The sequence below is a fragment of the Thauera butanivorans NBRC 103042 genome, from assembly GCF_001591165.1.
GTDB classification, from domain to species: Bacteria; Pseudomonadota; Gammaproteobacteria; order Burkholderiales; family Rhodocyclaceae; genus Thauera; species Thauera butanivorans.
In genome coordinates this window covers 1-18,620 of the sequence record NZ_BCUG01000067.1, presented here as the reverse complement: position 1 = coordinate 18,620, position 18,620 = coordinate 1, and the positions used below count along the sequence as shown (strand labels likewise).

Below are 18,620 nucleotides of genomic sequence, written 5' to 3'. Positions count from 1 at the left end.
CGTGCGTGGACGCGGAGAAAAACGCCGCAACATCCAACTCCGTACGCACCAGAAGTCTCGTTCGTGACGGGCCGGAGCGTGACGATGACCCCGCCATTCGGCACAATGCCGAGTTCGAAGGCAACGCCTGGATGCTTGAATGAATTTCGACCTGATTGTCGTCGGCGGCGGATTGGCCGGCGCGGCGCTCGCGGTTGCATTGCGCCGCACTCACCTGAAGGTGGCCGTCATCGAGGCGAGTGCGCCACGCCTGCCGGTGGATTGGGATCAGCGGGTGTATGCCTACAGTCCGGCGAGCGTCCGCTTCATGGACGGACTCGGCGTCTGGCAGCATCTGGAACGGGAGCGGCTGCAAGCCGTTGCCGAAATGCGGATCTTCGGCGATGCCGGCGGTACGCTGCGTTTTTCCGCCTACGGCAGCGGTCTGTCCGAACTTGCCTGGATCGGCGAGTCCAGCCGCATTCACCGTGAGCTCTGGGAAAATCTCAAGCGGCAGCACAACGTCACGCTGTTCTGTCCGGCCTCGCCGGCCAGCCTCACGCTTGCGGACGACGGGGTTTCCCTGGGGCTGCAGGATGGCAAGGTATTGCGGGCGCGCCTCGTCGTCGGTGCCGACGGGCGTGAGTCCTGGGTACGCCAGCAGGCCGGCATCGAGGCCAGCGTCTCCGCCTACGGCGAGCGCGGCGTGGTGGCGAATTTCGATTGCGCCCTGCCGCATCGTGCGACGGCTTTCCAGTGGTTCCGCGGCGACGGCATCCTGGCCTGGCTGCCCTTGCCCGGAAACCGGATGTCCATGGTCTGGTCGGCGCCGGACGAGGTCGCCGACAGCCTGCTTGCGCTCGATGACGCTGCTTTCTGCGACAAGGCGGCTGCTGCGGGGGGACACGCATTGGGCAAGCTCGGCCTGATCACGCCGCGGGCTGCGTTCCCGCTGCGGCTGATGCGGGTCGCGTCGGTGGTCAAGCCGCGGATCGCCCTGATCGGCGATGCGGCGCACGCGATCCATCCCTTGTCCGGCCATGGCATCAATCTCGGCTTCCAGGATGCGAAGGCACTGGCCGAGGTGCTCGCGCGGACGCCCGCCTGGCGGGACATCGGCGAACTCGCCATCCTGCGCAGTTATGCGCGCGCGCGCGCGGAAGAGCCTTTCCTGATGCAGTACCTCACCCATGGCCTGAACCGTCTTTTCAATCACCCCAACCCGATTCTTGCTGCGCTGCGCAATACCGGGATGAACCTCACCGGCAGCCTGCCTGTCCTAACCAACGCCTTGACGCGCTATGCGGCCAATGGGCGATTCTGAAACCATCCGGAGATATCGATGACTGTGTTTGCTCAACCTGCCGTGGCGCGTTCGATCGCATTTCTGCTGGGCCTGACGACGATGGGGTTCGCGCAGGCCTCGGAGGAGGCGGTAAAGAAGGGCATGGAAAGCTTCATCGGCGCGCCCGCGGTCGAGTCGGTGGCGGAAACGCCGTACGGCGGGCTGTACGAAGTGGTGCTGAAGAACGGCCAGCTCGTCTACACCGATGCCAAGGCGGAGTTCGTCATCGACGGCAGCATCATCGACATGAAGACTCGCCGCGACGTCACCCAGGCACGTCTGAACGAACTGTCCGCGATCGATTTCGCTTCGCTGCCGCTGGAGCGTGCGGTCAAGCAGGTCAAGGGCAAGGGTACGCGCGTGATCGCGACTTTCGAGGATCCGAACTGCGGCTACTGCAAGCGCCTGGCCAAGGATCTGGCCGGCATGGACGACATCACGATCTACACTTTCTTGTATCCGATCCTCAGCGAGGATTCGGCCAACAAGTCGAACAACATCTGGTGCGCAAAAGACAGGGCCCAGGCATGGACAGGCTGGGTGCTGGACGGCAAGGAGCCGGCCGCCGCCGACTGCGACGTCACCGCAGTGGCGCAGAACGTGCAACTGGGCCAGCAATTGCGCATCAGCGGAACGCCGACGATCTTCCTGGCCGACGGTACCCGCATCGGTGGCTACATGCCTGCGGCGGAGCTCGAAAAGGCGCTTGCCGAAGTGAAGCCCAAGACCGCATCCAAGTCCAAGTGACCCGAACCGCCCCCGGCGCCGAAAAGGTACCAGGGGCGGTCGTTCAGCGGGGCGGCTTCATTCCCTTGGGCAGCAGCACCCACATCCGCCCCTGCTGGCGCATCCTGCCGGCTTCCCGCCCGGCGCTTTCGCCGAATCCCCAGAAGAAATCCGCCCGCACCGCGCCCTTGATGGCGCTACCGGTGTCCTGGGCCAGCACCAGGCGATTCAGCGGACGCGTGCTCAGCGGATGGCTCGTCGCCAGGAACACCGGCGCCCCGAGCGGGACGTAGCGCGGGTCGACCGCGATGCTGCGGCCTTCGCTCAGCGGAACGCTGAGTGCGCCGATCGGCCCGCCATCCGAAGCCGGCAGTTCGCGAAAGAAGACGTAGCTCGGATTGGCATTGAGCATTTCGCGCAAGCGGCCGGGGTTGTCGCGCGCCCAGCGTTTGATGCCGTCCATCGAAGCCTGCTCCAGGCTCAGCTCTCCCTGCGCCACCAGCCAGCGGCCGATCGACTGGTAGGGGTGTCCGTTCTGGTCCGCGTAGCCGATGCGGACGGTCTTGCCGTCGGGCAGCCGGACGCGCCCCGAACCTTGCACCTGCAGGAAGAACAGGTCGATCGGATCGTTCGCCCACAGCAGCACCGGGGCGGGCACCTGATTGCCGCGCTCCTCCAGCTGTCCCCGCGTCCAGTAGGGCAGGACCTTGTTGCCGACGATGCGTCCTCTCAGGCGCATGGATCTGAGCTCGGGATAGACGTCGCCGAGCTCGATCGTCAGCATGTCCGCCGGTACGCCATGGATCGGCCACGCATACTGGCTGGAGCGGCTGCGGCTGCCGCGGATCAGCGGCTCGTAGTAGCCGGTCACCAGGCCTTCCGCCGAGGGGCCGCCGTTGAACAGCTGCCAGGGCACGAAGTGCTGCTCGAAATACGCCCGTGCCTGCTGGCTGGAGGGCGTCCTGCCGAGCGCGGATGCCGCTGCGCAGACGGACTGCCAGCCCGCCTGCCGGGCGAGCCTGGAGCAGGAAGCGAGCAGGGCCGGCCAGGCTTCGGCCGGATCGTCCTCGCTCCAGCCGGGGATGGCAGACCAGCTTGCCTGAACGGCGGGCGGAGGCTCTGCCGCTGCGCCGGCTGGCGGGGTGGGCGTCGTCGCCGGCTTGTCGGTCGAGGGTGGGCAAGCGGGACAGGCCGGACAGGCGCGTTGCGGCGGACACTGTGCTTCGGTATCGGGTGCCTGTTGCGGGGTCGCACAAGCGCCGAGCAGTGCAAACAGGAAGGGCAGCGCGGGGCGTGCCAGACGGGAGGGAGCCGGAATCATGGAGGGGATCGGTTAGACTGCGAAACTTTCGGACAACAGTATACCGGTGGCGGTATCCCGACCCCGAGGTTTGCGATGTGGGTGATCTTTCTCGAAGCAGGGCTGGCGCTCGTGCTGCTGCTGATCATCGTCTGGGCGACCTGGCCGCGCCGGGGAAACGCTGGCGACAACAAGGACGAACACGATGACTGAGTTGTCAGACCTGATGAGCCGCGCCGAGCGGCTGCTGGAGCGCTTCGAGGCGCTGCTGCCCGGCCCGGCCACGGCGCCCGACTGGGATGCCGCGGTGGCTTTCCGCTGGCAGCGGCGCCATGGCCGTGCGGTCCTCAAACCGGTGCGCTCGCCGCACCGCATCCGTCTGGCGGACCTGCAGGACGTCGACGACCAGAAAGAACGCATCGACCGCAACACGCAGCAGTTCCTCGCTGGGCGCCGGGCCAACAACGTGCTGCTGACCGGCGCGCGCGGAACCGGAAAGTCCTCGCTGATCAAGGCCTTGCTGGCCGAATACAGCGATCGCGGCCTGCGTGTGATCGAGGTCGATAAGACCGACCTGGTCGATCTGCCGGAGATCGTCGAACTGGTCGAAGGCCGCCCCGAGCGCTTCATCCTGTTCTGCGACGACCTCTCCTTCGAGGAAGGCGAGGATGCCTACAAGGCGCTCAAGAGCGTGCTCGACGGCTCGGTGTCGGCGATGGCGGACAATGTGCTGATCTATGCGACCTCCAATCGCCGCCATCTGATGCCCGAGTACCACGACGAGAACCTGCAGGCCCGTCACATCGACGGCGAGATCCATCCCGGCGAGGCGACCGAGGAAAAGATCTCGCTGTCCGAGCGCTTCGGGCTGTGGATTTCCTTCTATCCCTTCAGCCAGAACGAATACCTCGACATTGTCGGGCACTGGCTCGCCAGCTTCGGGCTGCCGCAGGCGCGCATCGACGAGGCGCGGCAGGATGCGCTGCAGTGGGCGTTGATGCGCGGCTCCCGCTCGGGCCGGGTTGCCTGGCAGTTCGCGCGCGATTACGCGGGCCAGATCGGCGAAGCCACGCAGCACGGCGAAGGAGCCGGGCGGTGACGCGCAAGCGTGTCGAAGTGGCCGCCGGCGTGCTGCTGCGTGCCGACGGACGCTACCTGCTCGGTCAGCGCGGGCCGGACACCGTGTATGCCGGCTACTGGGAGTTTCCGGGCGGCAAGGTCGAGGCGGGCGAAACGCCGGCGCAGGCCTTGTGCCGCGAACTCGACGAGGAGCTCGGCATCCGCGTCACCCATCTGCGGCCCTGGATGCTGCGCGAACACCTGTACGAGCACGCCCACGTCCGCCTGCACTTCTTCGAGGTCTCGGCCTGGGAAGGCGAACCGCATGGCAAGGTGCACAGCGTGCTCGACTGGGTGCTGCCGGAGCAGGCCACGCGCGAACCGATGCTGCCGGCCAACGGCCCGATTCTGAAGGCCTTGCGCCTGCCGCGCCTGATGGCGATCACCCATGCCGGCGAGCAGGGTATCGATGCCCAGCTCGCCGCGCTCGATCGCGCGCTGGCGGACGGGCTGCGGCTGGTGCAGGTACGCGAGCCGGCGCTCGACAGTTCGCTGCGCGAGCGCTTCGCGCGCGAAGTGGTCGCGCGCGTCCATGGCTGCGGCGGCCTGGTGCTGCTCAACGGCGATCCGGACCTGGCCAGGACAGTCGGAGCCGACGGCGTGCATCTGCCCGCACGTATGCTGGCGATCCTGAATGAACGTCCGGATTGCCCTTGGGTGGGCGCGTCCTGCCATGATCGCGGCGAACTCGAACGGGCTGCGACGTTGGGCTTGGATTACGCCTTGCTCGGTCCGGTGGCGCCGACGGCCAGCCATCCCGGCCAAGCGGGACTGGGTTGGACACGTTTCACTGAACTGGTGGCTGGCCTGCCATTGCCGGTACTGGCCCTGGGCGGTCTACAGCCGGAGAACATGGAAAAAGCGCGCGATGCCGGTGCACATGGCATTGCCGCAATCCGCGGGGCGTGGAGTGTTTGACAGCTTGAAGGACCGTACCAGTGGGAGCAGCTTTTTAGCCGCGAAAAGGGCTGCAATGCGCTCCCATGGCTGCTATCGCGGCTGAAGCCGCTTGCGAGAGCTAGCTTGCGGTTCGGCGCCCCCGGCTGAAGCCGTTCCCCTGGAGGCATTCCATCCGATTCGCTGGTGATGATGCGGCACGTTCTTCTTCGCCCAGGGGGATTTCAGTCGCGTGTCTGCCCGGGCGGCAGGAAGTCCTCGGCGTCGCTGGCATCGGGCGGCGAAGTGGGAACGCGATAGGCTTCGGAAGCCCAGGCGCCGAGGTCGATCTGGCGGCAGCGTGCCGAGCAGAACGGCCGGTAGCGGCTCTCGGCGCTCCAGACCACGGGCTTGCCGCAGGTCGGGCATGATACGGTGCGTGGCGTGTCGCCCATGGCTTCGCTCAGAGGCTGCAGAAAGTGAGCTCGAACTGTACGTCACGTTCGGCCAGGCGTGGGCGGGCGACGGTTTCGGGCAGCATGAAGCGGATGTTCAGCGCGTACTTGTTGGCGCTGATCTCGGGCACCACCGCATCGGTCCGGGGTACGCGCACACGCAGCATCTGGGCGCTGCGCCCGGCCATGGTCAACTGGTAGGCGCCGCTGCGCGCCGTCTGCGCTTCCGGCCGGCCACTGGCGCGCAGCAGGCGCAGAACGATTTCCAGGCCTTCGCGGATCGGCGCCATCGGCGCCATCCAGGCGTCGAGATCGTGCCGGCGCGCGGCGGGGTCGCGGTTGAGCCAATAGTGGTAGGACGGCAGGTCGAACTGGCAGACGCCGCCGGGTATCGCCGCGCGGCTGCGGATGCTCATCAGCCATTCGTTCTCGCGCAGGTACTGGCCGATCTTGCCCGCCATCGCCAGCAGGCCGGTGGAAGCCTGCTCGATCTCGTACAGCGCGCCGGACAGGGCTTCTTCCGAGATCTCGGGGTTGTTGCGGAAGGACATCAGGATCTGGCGCTGGCGTTCGAGTTCCTGCACCAGATCGACCTTGAGATCGGCGCGGCTGGCGACTTCGAGCGTCTCGAAAATGGTCTGCAGCGCGACGTGATGGTCCTGCGGGGCGTCGCGCCCGACGAAGTGCGCGAGCTTGACGAAAAGGTCCTCGAGTCGCAGCAGGGTGCGGATGCGCTCGTTGAGAGGATATTCGTAGCTAATCACCGCACATTTTCCGCAACAATCGTGCCTCGTAAATTTTGCCGATGATAGCACAGAGCCCATTTGGCTCTCCGTACCAAGACCATATTGTCAACGTGGTCTTCAGTCAGGCTGCCGGGCGGCGAGTGCGGCATAGCGTGCATGCAGGGCAGCGACCTGGGCGCGCAGATGTTCCAGCGAGCCGCTGTTGTCGATGACGTCGTCCGCGGCTGCCAGCCGCTGCTCGCGGCTGGCCTGGGCGGCCATGATGGCGCGGATCTGTGCTTCCTCGAGCCCGCTGCGGGCCCGCACGCGTTCGATCTGCAGCGCCGGCGGGCAATCGACCACGCAGATCCGGTCGCAGCGGGCGCGGTAGCTGCCCGACTCGATCAGCAGCGGCACGGCCAGGACGACATAGCTGCCGCGTGCGGCTGCGCACTGGCGGGCGCTCTCGTCGCGGATCATCGGGTGCAGGATGGCTTCGAGCTGCTCGCGTGCCTCATCCCGGGCAAACACGCGCGCACGCATCGCGGCACGGTCCAGGCTGCCGTCGGCGGCGGCGACGGCATCGCCGAACCGTGCGCGGATGGCCGGCATCGCGGCGCCGTCGGCTGCGGTCAGCGCATGGGCGATGGCGTCGGTATCCACCAGGCTGGCGCCATGGGCGACGAAGAGGTCGGCGGCGGCGCTCTTGCCGCTGCCGATGCCGCCGGTCAGGCCGACGATGAAGGGAGGCGAGAACGGCGTGCTGGTCATGGTGGTGGGGCGGTGGATATCAGCGCTGGGCGCAGGTCGTGCGTCGCGAAGCGAGGCCGCGCACGCCGCGTTCGGCCTCGCGCGCCACGTCGGCGGTGAGCTGGGCCTGGATCCGGTAGGCGGTGCTCATGCGCGGCTCGACGCCGGCATTGCGCACGCCCTGGGCGCGCAACTCGGTCAGCATCTGGCGTGCCCGGGGTTCGGTCTTGAACACACCGAGGGAAATCGCATACTGCGCCGGCCCGCGCTCCTGCACGATGAACAAGTCCCGGACGCCGAGGGCGCGAAGCGCCTGGGCCTGTTCCTCAGCCCGTTCGCGGCTGCCCTGGGGCGGAATGCGCACCCACCACGAACTGGGCGTTTCGATCTTGCTGCGCTCTGCGCTGGCCCCGCTGCCGCGCAGGCGGCGCATCAGCGCGTCGGCCTGGGCTTCGCTGAGCTCGCTCCAGGCGACGCAGCTCGTCGGGACGGGGGCGGCGGCAGCCGCTTGCGGGGCCGGCGGGGTTTCCGGAACCGGGGCTTCGGCCGCAGCGGTCCCGGCCGCGGCAGTCCCGGCCGAGCCGGCTTCGGCGCCGCTGTCGGGCGGCATCGCAGAAGGGGCGGTCTCGGCGGAGCCGGTTTCGGCTGCCGCGCTCGTCTGCTCTTCCGGCTGCGAGCTGGCCGTGTCCGTGGCGGCCCCGGCTTCCGGTGCGGCGGAAGCGGGCGGATCGGAAGCCAGGCGGATGCGTTCCGGATCGAGCTGTTGCGCGAAGCGTTCGGGTTCGGTGCGGGGCGGGGCGCCGCCGAGCCATCCCTGGACGCCGGTGAAGGCGATCGCGTTCAGTGCGAGCAGGATGATGATGAGGATGCGATGCGTGCTCATGCCGTGTTTCCAGCCGGCTGGGCGGCGACCGTGGCCAGCCCATGCAGGACCAGGTTGTCGAAGCGTTTCAGCGGAAGTTCGAGGAGGTCCGCAAAGGCATCGGCAGCACCGCCGCCGAGCAGGCACAGTGCGCCGGGCTGGGCGGCGATCTGGCGGAACATGCGTTCGATGGCGCCGGCCTGGGCCTGCAGGCAGCCGGAACGGATCGCATCGGCGGTGCAGCGCGGCTGGGCGGCAAAGCTGCCCGCGGCCAGCGGCAGTTGCGCCGTACCGTTGGCGAGCGATTGCTGCATCAGCTCGACGCCCGGCAGGATCAGGCCGCCGAGGAAGTCACCGTCGGCCGACAGCAGGTCCACCGTGGTGGCGGTGCCCGCCATCACCACCAGGCAGGCGCCGGCGTGCAGGTCGTGGGCGCCGATCAGCGCGGCCCAGCGGTCGGCGCCGAGCTGGCCCGGCTCGGCATACAGGTTGCGCACGCCGCAGGCCTGTGCGCCGGGGCGAAGCCATTCGATCCCCTCCACGCCCAGCGCGTCGCGGATGCGCCGGGCCGTTTCGGTGCCGGCGACATTGCTGCCCACCACCCGGAGCGGGGCGGCCACCGTGCTGCGCAGGCGGGAGAGGGGGGCGAGGTTTTCGTGGGCGATCGCGCCTTCGTCGTGGATGAGGCCGCCCGCTGCGGCCTGCAGCCGCCATTTGATGCGGGTATTGCCGGCGTCGATCAGCAGTATCACGCGCTTTCTCCGCCGAGCGGGCGCAGCGAGACATCGCCGGCCAGGATGCGCTGGATGCCGTCGGCGGTATCGAGCAGCAGGGCGCCGTCGTCATCGACGCCGCGGCAGATGCCGTCGACCGCGGCGTGTTCGCCGCTGATGCGCACCGGCAGCTCGGCGAAGGCGTTGCGCTGCTCCCATGCGCTCTTCAGCGCAGTGAAGCCGGCGACGGCATAGAGATCGAACAGCTGCTGCAACTCGGCAAGCAGGTGGGCCAGCAGCGCCGGGCGCGATGGCGGCGGCGACTCCAGCGCACGCGCCAGATCGGTGACGCCGGCATGGTGTTCGACGTGCGCGCCGGGCGGCAGGCTGATATTGATGCCGATACCGATCACCGCCGCCAGCGAACGATCGCGCGCAGGCTGCAGTTCGACCAGGATGCCGACCAGCTTCTCGCCGTTGACCAGGACGTCGTTGGGCCATTTCAGTTGCACGCCGGACACGCCGATCCGTTCGAGCGTGCGGGCGACCGCCAGGCCGGCGGCCAGCGACAGCCCGGCGGGGGCCGGCGTGCCGGCGGCGAAGCGCCACAGCAGCGAAAAGGTCAGGCTGCCTTCCGGCCACGACTGCCATTGGCGGCCGCGCCGGCCGCGGCCGGCCGTCTGCCGGTCGGCCACCAGCACATGCGCTCTGCCGTCGTCGCCCGGCATCCGTTCCATCAGGCTGCTGTTGGTCGATGCGCAACTGTCGATCCAGGCGATCGCGAAGCGCGAGGCAAGCGGGCCGAGATGGGACAGGAGGCTGGCGGTGTTGGTGGAAGTGTCGGACACGGTCGGGCGGGAGTCGGTCAGGTTGGCCGCATTATCCGTCAACCGTGCCGGGCGCACGAGCTTGGTGCGTGATTGCGACGGAGCGGCGGCCCGGCCTGCGGATTTCTCAGCCGGCCGTGTGATCTCCGCCGCCGGGGGCCTCGTCCATGCCGAGCTCCTGGATCTTCCTGCTGATGGTGTTGCGGCCGATGCCCAGCAACTGTGCCGCCTCGATGCGGCGGCCGCCGGTGGCGGCGAGCGCGCGGCGGATCAGGGTGCGCTCGAAAGTATGGGTGAGCTGTTCGAACACCGTCCCCGGCGCTGCGGCGATCAGGCGGTCGGCTTCGCCGGCGAGGCCGTCGATCCAGCTCGTCGGCACTTCGCGCATCGGCTGGCTGCGGATCTCGGACGGCAGGTCGGCGACTTCGATCACCTGGGCCGGCGCCATCACCGTCAGCCAGTGGCACAGGTTCTCGAGCTGGCGCACGTTGCCGGGAAAAGGCTGCGACTGCAGGTACTCGATCGCCGCGTCCGAGATGCTCTTGCGCTCGACGCCGAGCTCCTGCGCGCTCTTCTGCAGGAAGTGGCGCACCAGCAGCGGGATGTCCTCGCGCCGTTCGCGCAGCGGCGGCAGGCGCAGGCGGATGACGTTGAGGCGGTGGAAGAGGTCTTCGCGGAACAGGTTCTGGCGCACCCGTTCCTCGAGGTCCTGGTGGGTGGCGGCAATCACGCGGACGTTGGCGCGGATCGGCTGCTGGCCGCCGACGCGGTAGAAATGGCCGTCGGACAGCACGCGCAGCAGGCGGGTCTGCAGTTCGGCCGGCATGTCGCCGATTTCGTCGAGGAACAGCGTGCCGCCGTCGGCCTGTTCGAAGCGGCCGCGGCGCTGGGCGGCGGCACCGGTGAAGGCGCCGCGCTCGTGGCCGAACAGTTCGGATTCGAGCAGGTCGCGCGGAATCGCCGCGGTGTTGATGGCGATGAAGGGCGCGTCGCGCCGCGGACTGTGGCGGTGCAGCGCGCGTGCCACCAGTTCCTTGCCGCTGCCGGATTCGCCGTTGATCAGCACCGTGGCGTGAGACTGTGCGAGGCGGCCGATGGCGCGGAACACTTCCTGCATGGCCGGCGCCTGGCCGAGGATCTCGGGCGCGAGCGCGGACTCCTCCGAGCCGCTCTTCTCGGGCATGCCCTGTTCCAGTGCGCGCCTGACCAGCGTCACCGCCTGATCGACGTCGAAGGGCTTGGGCAGGTATTCGAAGGCGCCGCCCTGGAAGGCCGACACCGCGCTGTCGAGGTCGGAGTAGGCGGTCATGATGATGACCGGCAGCTGGGCATGGCGCTCCTTGACCTTCTGCAGCAGGTCAAGGCCTGATTCGCCCGGCATGCGGATGTCGGACAGCATCACCGCAGGCGGCTGGCCGCTGCGGTCGAGCTCTTCCAGCGCCTCGCTGGCGGAGCTGAAGCTGCGATGGGGGATGTCCTCGCGGCTCAATGCCTTCTCGAGGACCCAGCGGATGGAGCGATCGTCGTCGATGATCCAGACTTTGTTCATGTCGTATGCACTATTCTGGTGCGCTGCCGGCGGCCAGCGCACGATCGGAGATCGGCAGCAGGATCGTGAAGCAGGTGCGCCCCGGACGGCTATCCACCTCGATCATGCCCTGATGTTGCTCGATGAAGCTCTGGGCCAGCGACAGGCCCAGGCCGCTGCCACCTTCCCGGCCCGAGATCAGCGGATAGAAGATCTTGTCGTGGATCTCCGCCGGAATGCCGGGGCCGTTGTCGATCACTTGCAATTCCAGTGCCAGCTTGTAGCGCCGCTTGGCCAGCGTGACCTGGCGGGCCACCCGGCTGCGCAGATGGATCTCGCCCGCCCCCTCCAGCGCCTGGGCGGCGTTGCGCACGATGTTCAGGATGGCCTGGATCAGCTGTTCGCGGTCGGCGGTGATGTCGGGCAGGCTCAGGTCGTAGTCGCGCCGGATCTCGAGCGCCGGGAATTCGGCCAGGATCAGGCGGCGCACGCGTTCGAGCACGTCGTGGATGTTCAGCGGTGCCGGCCGCATCATCGAGTGCGAGTTCAGCAGCCGGTTCATCAGGCCCTGCAGGCGGTCGGCTTCGGCGATGATGACTTCGGTGAATTCGCGCAGTTGCGGATCGTCCAGTTCGTGCTGCAGCAGCTGTGCCGAGCCGCGGATGCCGCCCAGCGGATTCTTGATCTCGTGCGCCAGGTTGCGGATCAGTTCGCGGTTGGCCTGTTGCTGCTGCAGCAACTGCTCTTCGCGCGCCACGCGCAGCTGGGCGTCGATCGGGCGGAATTCCAGCAGCAGGCGGACGCCGTCGGTCTCGACCGGGCTGACGGTGCAGTCGAGCCGGATCGGCTCCGCGTTGCCGCGCGAGATCGTGATGTCCTGGCCGGTGTAGCTCCAGTTGGTGTGGAGGGCGTTTTCCAGCGCCGAGCCGAGCCCGGGCGGCGTGCCGAGCAGGCGGCTCAGGGGTTGCTCCAGCAGCTTGCGCCGGCTGATCGCGAACAGGTTCTCGGCGCCGGGATTGATGTAGCGGATGACCAGCCTTTCATCGATCAGCACGACGGCCGACGACAGCAGTTCGAGGCCGGCGAAAGGGCCGGTGACGATGGGGGGAGGATGCTTCGGCATGTGCGCGTCCTGTTTGTCTCCAGGGTGACACGCAAGATACGCGCCAGAAAACCCTCATGGCGCAGCCAGCCGTGGCGCGGCGTTTCGCCGGCTCACCGCAGGCCGGAAATCTCCCGGCGCAGGGCTTCGATGTTGCGCTTGTGCAGCTCGACCTTGTCCTTGTACGGCTGCAGGCGGTCGAGCACTTTCTGGTAGTTGCGTTCGTCGCCGAGGCGGATCGATTCCTGTTCGGCCAGCGCGGCTTCGGCTGCCGCCAGCGCGGTTTCCTCGTTTTCCAGCTCGGACTGCAGCACCTGGCGGCGGCTGTCGTCGCGGGCGCGCTGGTCGTCGGGGCTGACCCGGGGGAAGTTCGACGGCGAGGAGGACGGCGTGGTGCCCGGCGTCGTCGCCGGGCGGCGCACCGGGGCAGGCACGGTCGATACCGACTGGCCGGTATCGAGCGCGGTACAGCCGCGCGCTGCGCTGGGGTCGTTGGTGTAGGTCACGCGGCCTTCGGCGTCGATGCACTTGTAGACCGCTGCCTGGGCGGGCAGGGCGGTGTGGAGCAGCAGGGTCAGCGGGAGGATTCGAAGCAGGCGCATGCTGGTGTTCGTCGGTTCGCTGCGCCGGACGGGGTCGGACCGGCGCCATTCTGATGGAATGGTGGCTCGATTAGACCCCATAAAAAAAGGACGGGCAATGCCCGTCCTCTCCGGCTTGTGCAGTAGTCCTCGGGTCAGAGGCTATAGTACATGTCGAATTCCACCGGGTGGGTGGTGACGCGCATGCGGTTGACTTCCTCCATCTTCAGCTCGATGTAGGCGTCGATGAAGTCGTTGGAGAACACGCCGCCGCGGGTCAGGAACTCGCGGTCCTTGTCGAGGTAGTCCAGCGCCTGGTCGAGGCTGGTGCACACGGTCGGGATCAGCGCGTCTTCTTCCGGCGGCAGGTCGTACAGGTTCTTGTCGGCCGGATCGCCCGGGTGGATCTTGTTCTGGATGCCGTCCAGGCCCGCCATCAGCAGCGCGGCAAAGCACAGGTAGGGGTTGGCCAGCGGGTCCGGGAAGCGCGCCTCGATGCGGCGGCCCTTCGGGTTGGCGACGTAGGGGATGCGGATCGAAGCCGAACGGTTGCGGGCCGAGTAGGCCAGCTTGGTCGGCGCCTCGTAGTGCGGCACCAGGCGCTTGTACGAGTTCGTGCCCGGGTTGGTGATCGCGTTCAGCGCGCGGGCGTGCTTGATGATGCCGCCGATGTAGTACAGCGCGGTTTCCGACAGGCCGGCGTAGCCGTTGCCGGCGAACAGGTTCTGGCCGTCCTTCCAGATCGACTGGTGCACGTGCATGCCGGAGCCGTTGTCGCCGACGATGGGCTTGGGCATGAAGGTCGCGGTCTTGCCGTACTGGTGGGCGACGTTGTGCACGATGTACTTCAGCACCTGGGTCCAGTCGGCGCGCTTGGTCAGCGTGCTGAACTTGGTGCCGATCTCGCACTGGCCGGCATTGGCGACTTCGTGGTGATGCACTTCGACCGGTACGCCGCAGGCTTCGAGTGCCAGCACCATGGCGGCGCGGATGTCGTTCAGGCTATCGACCGGCGGCACCGGGAAGTAGCCGCCCTTGACGCGCGGACGGTGGCCGGTGTTGCCGCCTTCGAACTTGTCGGCGGTGGACCAGGCGGCCTCTTCCGAGATGATCTTGCTGTAGACGCCGGACATGTCGACCGACCATTCGACCGAGTCGAAGATGAAGAACTCGGGCTCGGGGCCGAAGAAGGCGGTGTCGCCGATGCCGGTGCTCTTCAGGTAGGCCTCGGCGCGCTTGGCGATCGAGCGCGGGTCGCGGTCGTAGCCCTTGCCGTCGGACGGCTCGATGACGTCGCAGGTCACCACCAGCGTGGTTTCGTCGAAGAAGGGGTCGATGTAGGCGGACGCGGGTTCCGGCATCAGGATCATGTCCGAAGCCTGGATGCCCTTCCAGCCGGCCAGCGAGGAGCCGTCGAAGGGGTGGCCGTGCTCGAAGTGCTCTTCCTCGAAAGCGGAAACCGGCAGGCCGACGTGGTGTTCCTTGCCGCGGGTATCGGTGAAGCGCAGATCCACGAAGCGGACTTCGTTTTCCTGGATCATCTTCATGACGTCTTGGGCGTTCATGTTCACTCCTGATGAGATGAGGCGTTGGTTGCGTAGTGGTTTGCACACCGGTACTGGACCCGTGAGCGGGAATTCGTCGTTCGAGTAAGCATCAAGCGTGCCAGGCATAATTCCTGTCCGCGGCTCATTGTGCCACAAGGGCTGATGCGCAATGGCGGTGCCAGTCCGCCAGGGTTATGCACCATGATGGTGCTTGATTCGTGCCAAATGCACCATCATGGTGCGATTTGCTGAAAGAAGCGGATCGAACGGTATTCGGCATGTGCTTCCAGCCAGGCTTCGGTGCGCCGGCGAAGCGCTTCCAGTTGCCCGGCAGGCACGGCGGCAGGCAGCAGCACCTCGACGTCGATCCGCTTGCCCAGGTAGTGGATCTGTATCCGCAGGGGGGCGGGGGCATCGCTGCCGGGCCCGATGCCGAGCAACTGGCCGATCGCGGCGGCGACGTCCTTGCGCGCGGGCAGCGGGCCGGCAGGCATCGCCCGTGGACCGCCGTCGTCCTCGGGGTCGATATGCACCAGCATGTCCTGTATTTCGGGGTGGGCCGCGCGCACGTGAAGGTAAACCTCGTCCGACACCCGATGGCCTTCGGATACCGTCAGCCGCGGTTCGACCTGCACGTGGGCGTCGCACAGCACCCGGCCGGCCATGCGCCGTGTGCGCATGTCGTGCAGGCCGATGACGCCGGGCGTCGCTTCGATGGTTTCCCGGATGCGCGCCAGTTCGTCTTCCGACAAGCCGGTATCGATCAGTTCCCGGATGGCCTTCCAGGCCAGGCGGACCCCCATGCCCACGATCAGGAAGCCCACCAGCGCGGCGGCCAGCGGCTCGAGGAAAGGGTAGCCCGCCAGGCTGCCGCCGATGCCGATCGCCACCACCAGCGATGATGCCGCGTCCGAGCGCGCATGCCAGGCGTTGGCTTCCAGCAGCGGCGCCTTCAGCCGCCGCGCGGCGGCCAGCGTGTAGCGGAACAGGCCTTCCTTGGCGGCCAGGGTCAGTAAGGCCATCGCGAGGGCGGCCGGATGCAGGTCCGGCAAGGCGTCCATGTGCTGCAGGCGCAGCCCCGAGCTCCACAGGAAACCGATGCCGACTGCCGCGAGCACGGCGCCGAGCAGCATTGTCGTGACCGTTTCGATGCGGCCGTGGCCGTAAGGGTGGTTGCTGTCGGCCGGGTCGGCGCCGCGGCGGCCGGCGAACAGTACCAGCACGTCGGTGACCAGATCGGACAGCGTGTGGGCCGCATCCGCCACCAGGCTGAAGGCATTGGCGAACAGGCCGACGGTGATCTGCGCGAGCGAAAGCAGCGCGTTGGTGGCAATGGCGATCAGCGTGGTGCGCTGGATGCCCCGGCTGCGCACGGCCTCGTCGCCGTTCGGCGGCAACGGTGCGCGGGCTGTGGGCGGGTGCGGATGAGCGTGGTTCATGCGGGAGCCTGGGAAGGACGCGCTATACTTCGCGCGATACACGATTCTAGACGGATGCTCGCATGGGAACCCTGTCCGACCTGCTGGCGCTGGCCCGCCAGCGCGCCGCAGACCTCGAACTGCCCTACCAGGGTGCGCTGACGCCGGCCGAAGCCTGGCAGGTGCTGCAGCTCGCGCCGGGCGCCAGGCTGGTCGACGTGCGCACGCGTGCCGAGCTCGACTGGGTCGGACGGGTGCCCGGAGCGGTCGAGATCGAGTGGCTGTCCTGGCCCGGTATGCAGCGCAATGTCAATTTCGTCAATCAGCTCAAGCACCAGGTCGATGCCGAGGCGCTGGTGATGTTCCTGTGCCGCTCCGGCGGCCGCTCCGACGATGCCGCCCGCGTGGCGGTCGAAGCCGGCTACAGCAACTGCTACAACGTGCTCGAAGGCTTCGAAGGCGACAAGGACGCCAACGGCCAGCGCAACAGGGTAGGCGGCTGGCGCCATGCCGGCCTGCCCTGGCAGCAGGGCTGAGCTTTTCCTTACAATCCGGGCGCCCGCCACCGGAACCCCTCCGGGCGAGGCTGCTCCGAGTCACGAAGGCCGACAGGCCTGCATCCCTTCCTACAGGAACCGGACCCGCATCATGCAAGTAGCCACCATCAGCTTCGACCGCTTCAACGCGCTCGCCGACGACGAGGCGCAGGAGCGCATCCGTGCCGCCCGCGCCCGCCTCGGCGATCGCGCGGTGCTGCTGTGCCACCACTACCAGCGTGCCGACGTCTACCAGCACGCCGACCTTACCGGAGATTCGCTCAAGCTGGCCCGCCTGGCCTCGCAGACCGAAGCCGAGTACATCGTCTTCTGCGGCGTGCACTTCATGGCCGAAGTCGCCGACATCCTGTCCAAGCCAAGCCAGGTCGCCATCCTGCCCGACCTCGCCGCCGGCTGTTCGATGGCCGACATGGCCAACCTGGCCAAGGTCGAGCGCTGCTGGCGCGAGCTTGCCGAAGTGCTGGACAAGCCCGACGAACTGATCACGCCGGTCACCTACATCAACTCCGCCGCCGACCTGAAAGCCTTCTGCGGCGAGCACGGCGGCATCGTCTGCACCTCGACCAACGCGCCCACCATCCTCGACTGGGCCTTCGCCAAGCGCGAGAAGGTGCTGTTCTTCCCCGACCAGCACCTCGGGCGCTGGACCGGCTTCAAGAAAGGCATTCCGCTCGACGAAATGGTGGTGTGGGATCCCGACCTCGAATACGGCGGCCTCACGCCCGAGCAGATCCGCAGCGCGAAGATCCTGCTGTGGAAGGGACACTGCTCGGTGCACCAGATGTTCCAGCCGGTGCATATCGACCGCTGGCGCGAGAAGAACCCGGGCGGCCTGGTGATCTCGCACCCCGAAAGCAGCCTCGACGTGTGCCGCAAGTCCGACTATGTCGGCTCGACCGAGTACATCATCAACACCATCACCGCCGCGCCCGAAGGCACGCGCTGGCTGGTGGGCACCGAACTGAACCTCGTCAGCCGGCTGGCCGAGGAAATGAAGCCGCAAGGCAAGCACGTCCAGTTCATGGCGCCGACGGTGTGCATGTGCTCGACCATGCAGCGCATCGACCCGCAGCACCTTGCCTGGACGCTGGAAAACCTCGCCGACGGCAAGGTCGTCAACCAGATCAAGGTGCCGGAACACGAGGCCGAACTGGCCCGCATCGCCCTCGACCGCATGCTCGCCGTGTCCTGAACACGCACCTGCAGGAACGAAAAGGGCGGCTTTCCTCGCGGGAGCCGCCCTTTTTGCATCAGGCCTTGCTGCGACGTGTCGACAAAACTGAGAAACGGCGACACGTCTGGGTGATATGTCGCTGCTGGCGACATGTCCTCAGAACGTGTCGTTATTTTCGAGAATCGGCGGCACGTCGCATTGAGCTGCCGCCGGCGAAGGCGTGAGCGGTGCCGCTGCCCACGCCCGCAGCAGCACGAATCACTTCGGCCACAGAATCATCTGCGTGCAGCGGAACAACGCGATGGTACGGCCGCTGGCTTCGTCGCTGACGGTCGCGTCCCACACCTGGGTGGTACGGCCGAGGTGCTGGGCGGTGGCGACGCAGCGGATCGCGCCTTCGCGCACGGTGCCGAGGTGGTTGCTCTTCAGTTCGATGGTGGTGAAGGATTCCGCGCCCTCCGGCAGATGGGCGACGGTGGCGTAGCCGCAACTGGTGTCGGCCAGCGCCACCACGCTGGCGGCGTGCAGGAACTCGTTGGGGGCGATGTGCAGCTTCTTCACCGGCATGCGGCTGCTCAGAGTTCCCTGGGCGACGCTCAGGATCTCGATGCCGAGGTAGCCGGGCAGGTATTCGCCGCCGCGCTCGTTCAGCAGGGCGACGTCGATGTCGGGGCGCAGGACGCTCATGGTTGTGTTTCCTTCGTGGTGGCAGTGGGCGGTTGAAGTGGGGCGTCGTTGCGGGCTGGCGGCAGCGTTCGGATCAGGCCGGCTGCGGCACGCGTACCACCGGTGCTTCGCGGATCGGCAGGTTCAGCACCGCGGCGAGCGCGGCCAGGGCGATGTCGGCGTACCACATCCAGCTGTAGTCGCCGGTCAGCGTGATGCTGATGCCGCCCAGCCAGGCGCCGAGGAAGCCGCCGATCTGGTGCGACAGCAGCGTTCAGGCCGAAACAGCGTGCCGAGGTAGCGGAATTGCCGAAACAGCTTTTGCCGACCAGCGCCGCGGTGGGCGGCACGGTGGCCAGCCAGGTGAAAA

At 67.5% G+C, this 18,620-nt stretch carries 19 protein-coding genes and 1 pseudogene; 6 read left to right on the top strand and 14 right to left on the bottom strand.

Annotated elements, in window-relative coordinates; translation table 11 throughout:
- Positions 1 to 139: 139 nt before the first annotated feature.
- Together TBU01S_RS20255 and TBU01S_RS20250 are read left to right on the top strand one after the other, a co-directional pair.
- On the top strand, positions 140 to 1,303 hold the full coding sequence (locus tag TBU01S_RS20255; RefSeq protein ID WP_068639308.1) for a UbiH/UbiF family hydroxylase: 1,164 nt from the start codon (positions 140 to 142) through the stop codon (positions 1,301 to 1,303).
- A gap of 18 nt (positions 1,304 to 1,321) precedes the next feature.
- Complete coding sequence (locus TBU01S_RS20250) at positions 1,322 to 2,071, top strand: DsbC family protein (protein WP_068639307.1); 750 nt, start codon at positions 1,322 to 1,324, stop codon at positions 2,069 to 2,071.
- A gap of 43 nt (positions 2,072 to 2,114) precedes the next feature.
- Here TBU01S_RS20250 and mltA read toward each other — a convergent pair whose 3' ends face one another.
- Positions 2,115 to 3,371, bottom strand: a complete 1,257-nt coding sequence (gene mltA, locus TBU01S_RS20245; RefSeq protein WP_245650997.1) for a murein transglycosylase A — start codon at positions 3,369 to 3,371, stop codon at positions 2,115 to 2,117.
- A 184-nt stretch (positions 3,372 to 3,555) separates the two neighbouring features.
- Here mltA and TBU01S_RS20240 point away from each other — a divergent pair, with 184 nt between their 5' ends.
- Both TBU01S_RS20240 and TBU01S_RS20235 read left to right on the top strand, forming a co-directional pair.
- Positions 3,556 to 4,449 (top strand): ATP-binding protein, encoded by an 894-nt coding sequence (locus TBU01S_RS20240; protein WP_068639306.1) that lies wholly within the window; start codon positions 3,556 to 3,558, stop codon positions 4,447 to 4,449.
- On the top strand, positions 4,446 to 5,387 hold the full coding sequence (locus TBU01S_RS20235) for a Nudix family hydrolase (protein WP_068639305.1): 942 nt from the start codon (positions 4,446 to 4,448) through the stop codon (positions 5,385 to 5,387). The genes TBU01S_RS20240 and TBU01S_RS20235 overlap by 4 nt, the downstream gene beginning before the upstream one ends.
- A 203-nt stretch (positions 5,388 to 5,590) precedes the next feature.
- On the opposite strand, the gene yacG is transcribed toward TBU01S_RS20235, so the two are convergent.
- From yacG to TBU01S_RS20180, 11 genes are all read right to left on the bottom strand, one after another.
- Positions 5,591 to 5,800: a DNA gyrase inhibitor YacG gene (yacG, locus tag TBU01S_RS20230; RefSeq protein WP_068639304.1), complete on the bottom strand. Its 210-nt coding sequence runs from the start codon at positions 5,798 to 5,800 to the stop codon at positions 5,591 to 5,593.
- Positions 5,801 to 5,808: 8 nt separating this feature from the next.
- Complete coding sequence (zapD, locus tag TBU01S_RS20225; protein ID WP_068639303.1) at positions 5,809 to 6,564, bottom strand: cell division protein ZapD; 756 nt, start codon at positions 6,562 to 6,564, stop codon at positions 5,809 to 5,811.
- Positions 6,565 to 6,663: 99 nt separating this feature from the next.
- Positions 6,664 to 7,296, bottom strand: coding sequence for a dephospho-CoA kinase (coaE, locus tag TBU01S_RS20220; RefSeq protein WP_068639302.1), 633 nt, complete (start codon positions 7,294 to 7,296; stop codon positions 6,664 to 6,666).
- A 19-nt stretch (positions 7,297 to 7,315) separates the two neighbouring features.
- Entirely contained in the window at positions 7,316 to 8,158 is an 843-nt protein-coding gene (locus TBU01S_RS20215; RefSeq protein ID WP_068639301.1) for an SPOR domain-containing protein, read from the bottom strand.
- Positions 8,155 to 8,889: a type III pantothenate kinase gene (locus TBU01S_RS20210; RefSeq protein ID WP_068639300.1), complete on the bottom strand. Its 735-nt coding sequence runs from the start codon at positions 8,887 to 8,889 to the stop codon at positions 8,155 to 8,157. The genes TBU01S_RS20215 and TBU01S_RS20210 overlap by 4 nt, the downstream gene beginning before the upstream one ends.
- Positions 8,886 to 9,698: a biotin--[acetyl-CoA-carboxylase] ligase gene (locus TBU01S_RS20205; RefSeq protein WP_068639309.1), complete on the bottom strand. Its 813-nt coding sequence runs from the start codon at positions 9,696 to 9,698 to the stop codon at positions 8,886 to 8,888. Before TBU01S_RS20205 ends, TBU01S_RS20210 begins: the two co-directional genes overlap by 4 nt.
- Positions 9,699 to 9,804: 106 nt before the next feature.
- Positions 9,805 to 11,226, bottom strand: coding sequence for a nitrogen regulation protein NR(I) (gene ntrC / locus TBU01S_RS20200; RefSeq protein ID WP_068639299.1), 1,422 nt, complete (start codon positions 11,224 to 11,226; stop codon positions 9,805 to 9,807).
- Positions 11,227 to 11,236: 10 nt separating this feature from the next.
- Positions 11,237 to 12,328: a nitrogen regulation protein NR(II) gene (glnL, locus tag TBU01S_RS20195; RefSeq protein WP_068639298.1), complete on the bottom strand. Its 1,092-nt coding sequence runs from the start codon at positions 12,326 to 12,328 to the stop codon at positions 11,237 to 11,239.
- A gap of 92 nt (positions 12,329 to 12,420) precedes the next feature.
- Positions 12,421 to 12,909 carry a DUF4124 domain-containing protein gene (locus tag TBU01S_RS20190; protein ID WP_068639297.1) on the bottom strand — a complete coding sequence of 163 codons (489 nt, stop codon included), beginning with the start codon at positions 12,907 to 12,909 and terminating at the stop codon, positions 12,421 to 12,423.
- Positions 12,910 to 13,043: 134 nt separating this feature from the next.
- Positions 13,044 to 14,453, bottom strand: a complete 1,410-nt coding sequence (gene glnA / locus TBU01S_RS20185; RefSeq protein ID WP_068639296.1) for a type I glutamate--ammonia ligase — start codon at positions 14,451 to 14,453, stop codon at positions 13,044 to 13,046.
- Positions 14,454 to 14,668: 215 nt separating this feature from the next.
- Positions 14,669 to 15,874: a cation diffusion facilitator family transporter gene (locus TBU01S_RS20180; RefSeq protein WP_068639295.1), complete on the bottom strand. Its 1,206-nt coding sequence runs from the start codon at positions 15,872 to 15,874 to the stop codon at positions 14,669 to 14,671.
- Positions 15,875 to 15,936: 62 nt separating this feature from the next.
- Here TBU01S_RS20180 and TBU01S_RS20175 point away from each other — a divergent pair, with 62 nt between their 5' ends.
- Together TBU01S_RS20175 and nadA are read left to right on the top strand one after the other, a co-directional pair.
- Positions 15,937 to 16,389, top strand: coding sequence for a rhodanese-like domain-containing protein (locus tag TBU01S_RS20175; protein WP_068639294.1), 453 nt, complete (start codon positions 15,937 to 15,939; stop codon positions 16,387 to 16,389).
- A 112-nt stretch (positions 16,390 to 16,501) separates the two neighbouring features.
- Positions 16,502 to 17,602, top strand: a complete 1,101-nt coding sequence (nadA, locus tag TBU01S_RS20170; RefSeq protein WP_068639293.1) for a quinolinate synthase NadA — start codon at positions 16,502 to 16,504, stop codon at positions 17,600 to 17,602.
- 240 nt (positions 17,603 to 17,842) lie between these two features.
- On the opposite strand, the gene TBU01S_RS20165 is transcribed toward nadA, so the two are convergent.
- The gene (locus tag TBU01S_RS20165) at positions 17,843 to 18,271 is read right to left on the bottom strand and encodes a PaaI family thioesterase (protein WP_068639292.1); all 429 of its coding nucleotides are present in this window, start codon (positions 18,269 to 18,271) and stop codon (positions 17,843 to 17,845) included.
- A gap of 73 nt (positions 18,272 to 18,344) precedes the next feature.
- Positions 18,345 to 18,620 (bottom strand): annotated as a pseudogene (locus tag TBU01S_RS23340) (MFS transporter); the annotation flags it as partial.

What these genes read in the sequence shown, in the direction of transcription:
- TBU01S_RS20255 (WP_068639308.1), top strand. Translation starts at nt 140, where the DNA reads ATGAATTTCGACCTGATTGTCGTCGGCGGCGGATTGGCCGGCGCGGCG.
- TBU01S_RS20250 (WP_068639307.1), top strand. Translation starts at nt 1,322, where the DNA reads ATGACTGTGTTTGCTCAACCTGCCGTGGCGCGTTCGATCGCATTTCTG.
- mltA (WP_245650997.1), bottom strand. Translation starts at nt 3,371, where the DNA reads ATGATTCCGGCTCCCTCCCGTCTGGCACGCCCCGCGCTGCCCTTCCTG.
- TBU01S_RS20240 (WP_068639306.1), top strand. Translation starts at nt 3,556, where the DNA reads ATGACTGAGTTGTCAGACCTGATGAGCCGCGCCGAGCGGCTGCTGGAG.
- yacG (WP_068639304.1), bottom strand. Translation starts at nt 5,800, where the DNA reads ATGGGCGACACGCCACGCACCGTATCATGCCCGACCTGCGGCAAGCCC.
- coaE (WP_068639302.1), bottom strand. Translation starts at nt 7,296, where the DNA reads ATGACCAGCACGCCGTTCTCGCCTCCCTTCATCGTCGGCCTGACCGGC.
- TBU01S_RS20215 (WP_068639301.1), bottom strand. Translation starts at nt 8,158, where the DNA reads ATGAGCACGCATCGCATCCTCATCATCATCCTGCTCGCACTGAACGCG.
- ntrC (WP_068639299.1), bottom strand. Translation starts at nt 11,226, where the DNA reads ATGAACAAAGTCTGGATCATCGACGACGATCGCTCCATCCGCTGGGTC.
- glnL (WP_068639298.1), bottom strand. Translation starts at nt 12,328, where the DNA reads ATGCCGAAGCATCCTCCCCCCATCGTCACCGGCCCTTTCGCCGGCCTC.
- TBU01S_RS20190 (WP_068639297.1), bottom strand. Translation starts at nt 12,909, where the DNA reads ATGCGCCTGCTTCGAATCCTCCCGCTGACCCTGCTGCTCCACACCGCC.
- glnA (WP_068639296.1), bottom strand. Translation starts at nt 14,453, where the DNA reads ATGAACGCCCAAGACGTCATGAAGATGATCCAGGAAAACGAAGTCCGC.
- TBU01S_RS20180 (WP_068639295.1), bottom strand. Translation starts at nt 15,874, where the DNA reads ATGAACCACGCTCATCCGCACCCGCCCACAGCCCGCGCACCGTTGCCG.
- TBU01S_RS20175 (WP_068639294.1), top strand. Translation starts at nt 15,937, where the DNA reads ATGGGAACCCTGTCCGACCTGCTGGCGCTGGCCCGCCAGCGCGCCGCA.
- nadA (WP_068639293.1), top strand. Translation starts at nt 16,502, where the DNA reads ATGCAAGTAGCCACCATCAGCTTCGACCGCTTCAACGCGCTCGCCGAC.
- TBU01S_RS20165 (WP_068639292.1), bottom strand. Translation starts at nt 18,271, where the DNA reads ATGAGCGTCCTGCGCCCCGACATCGACGTCGCCCTGCTGAACGAGCGC.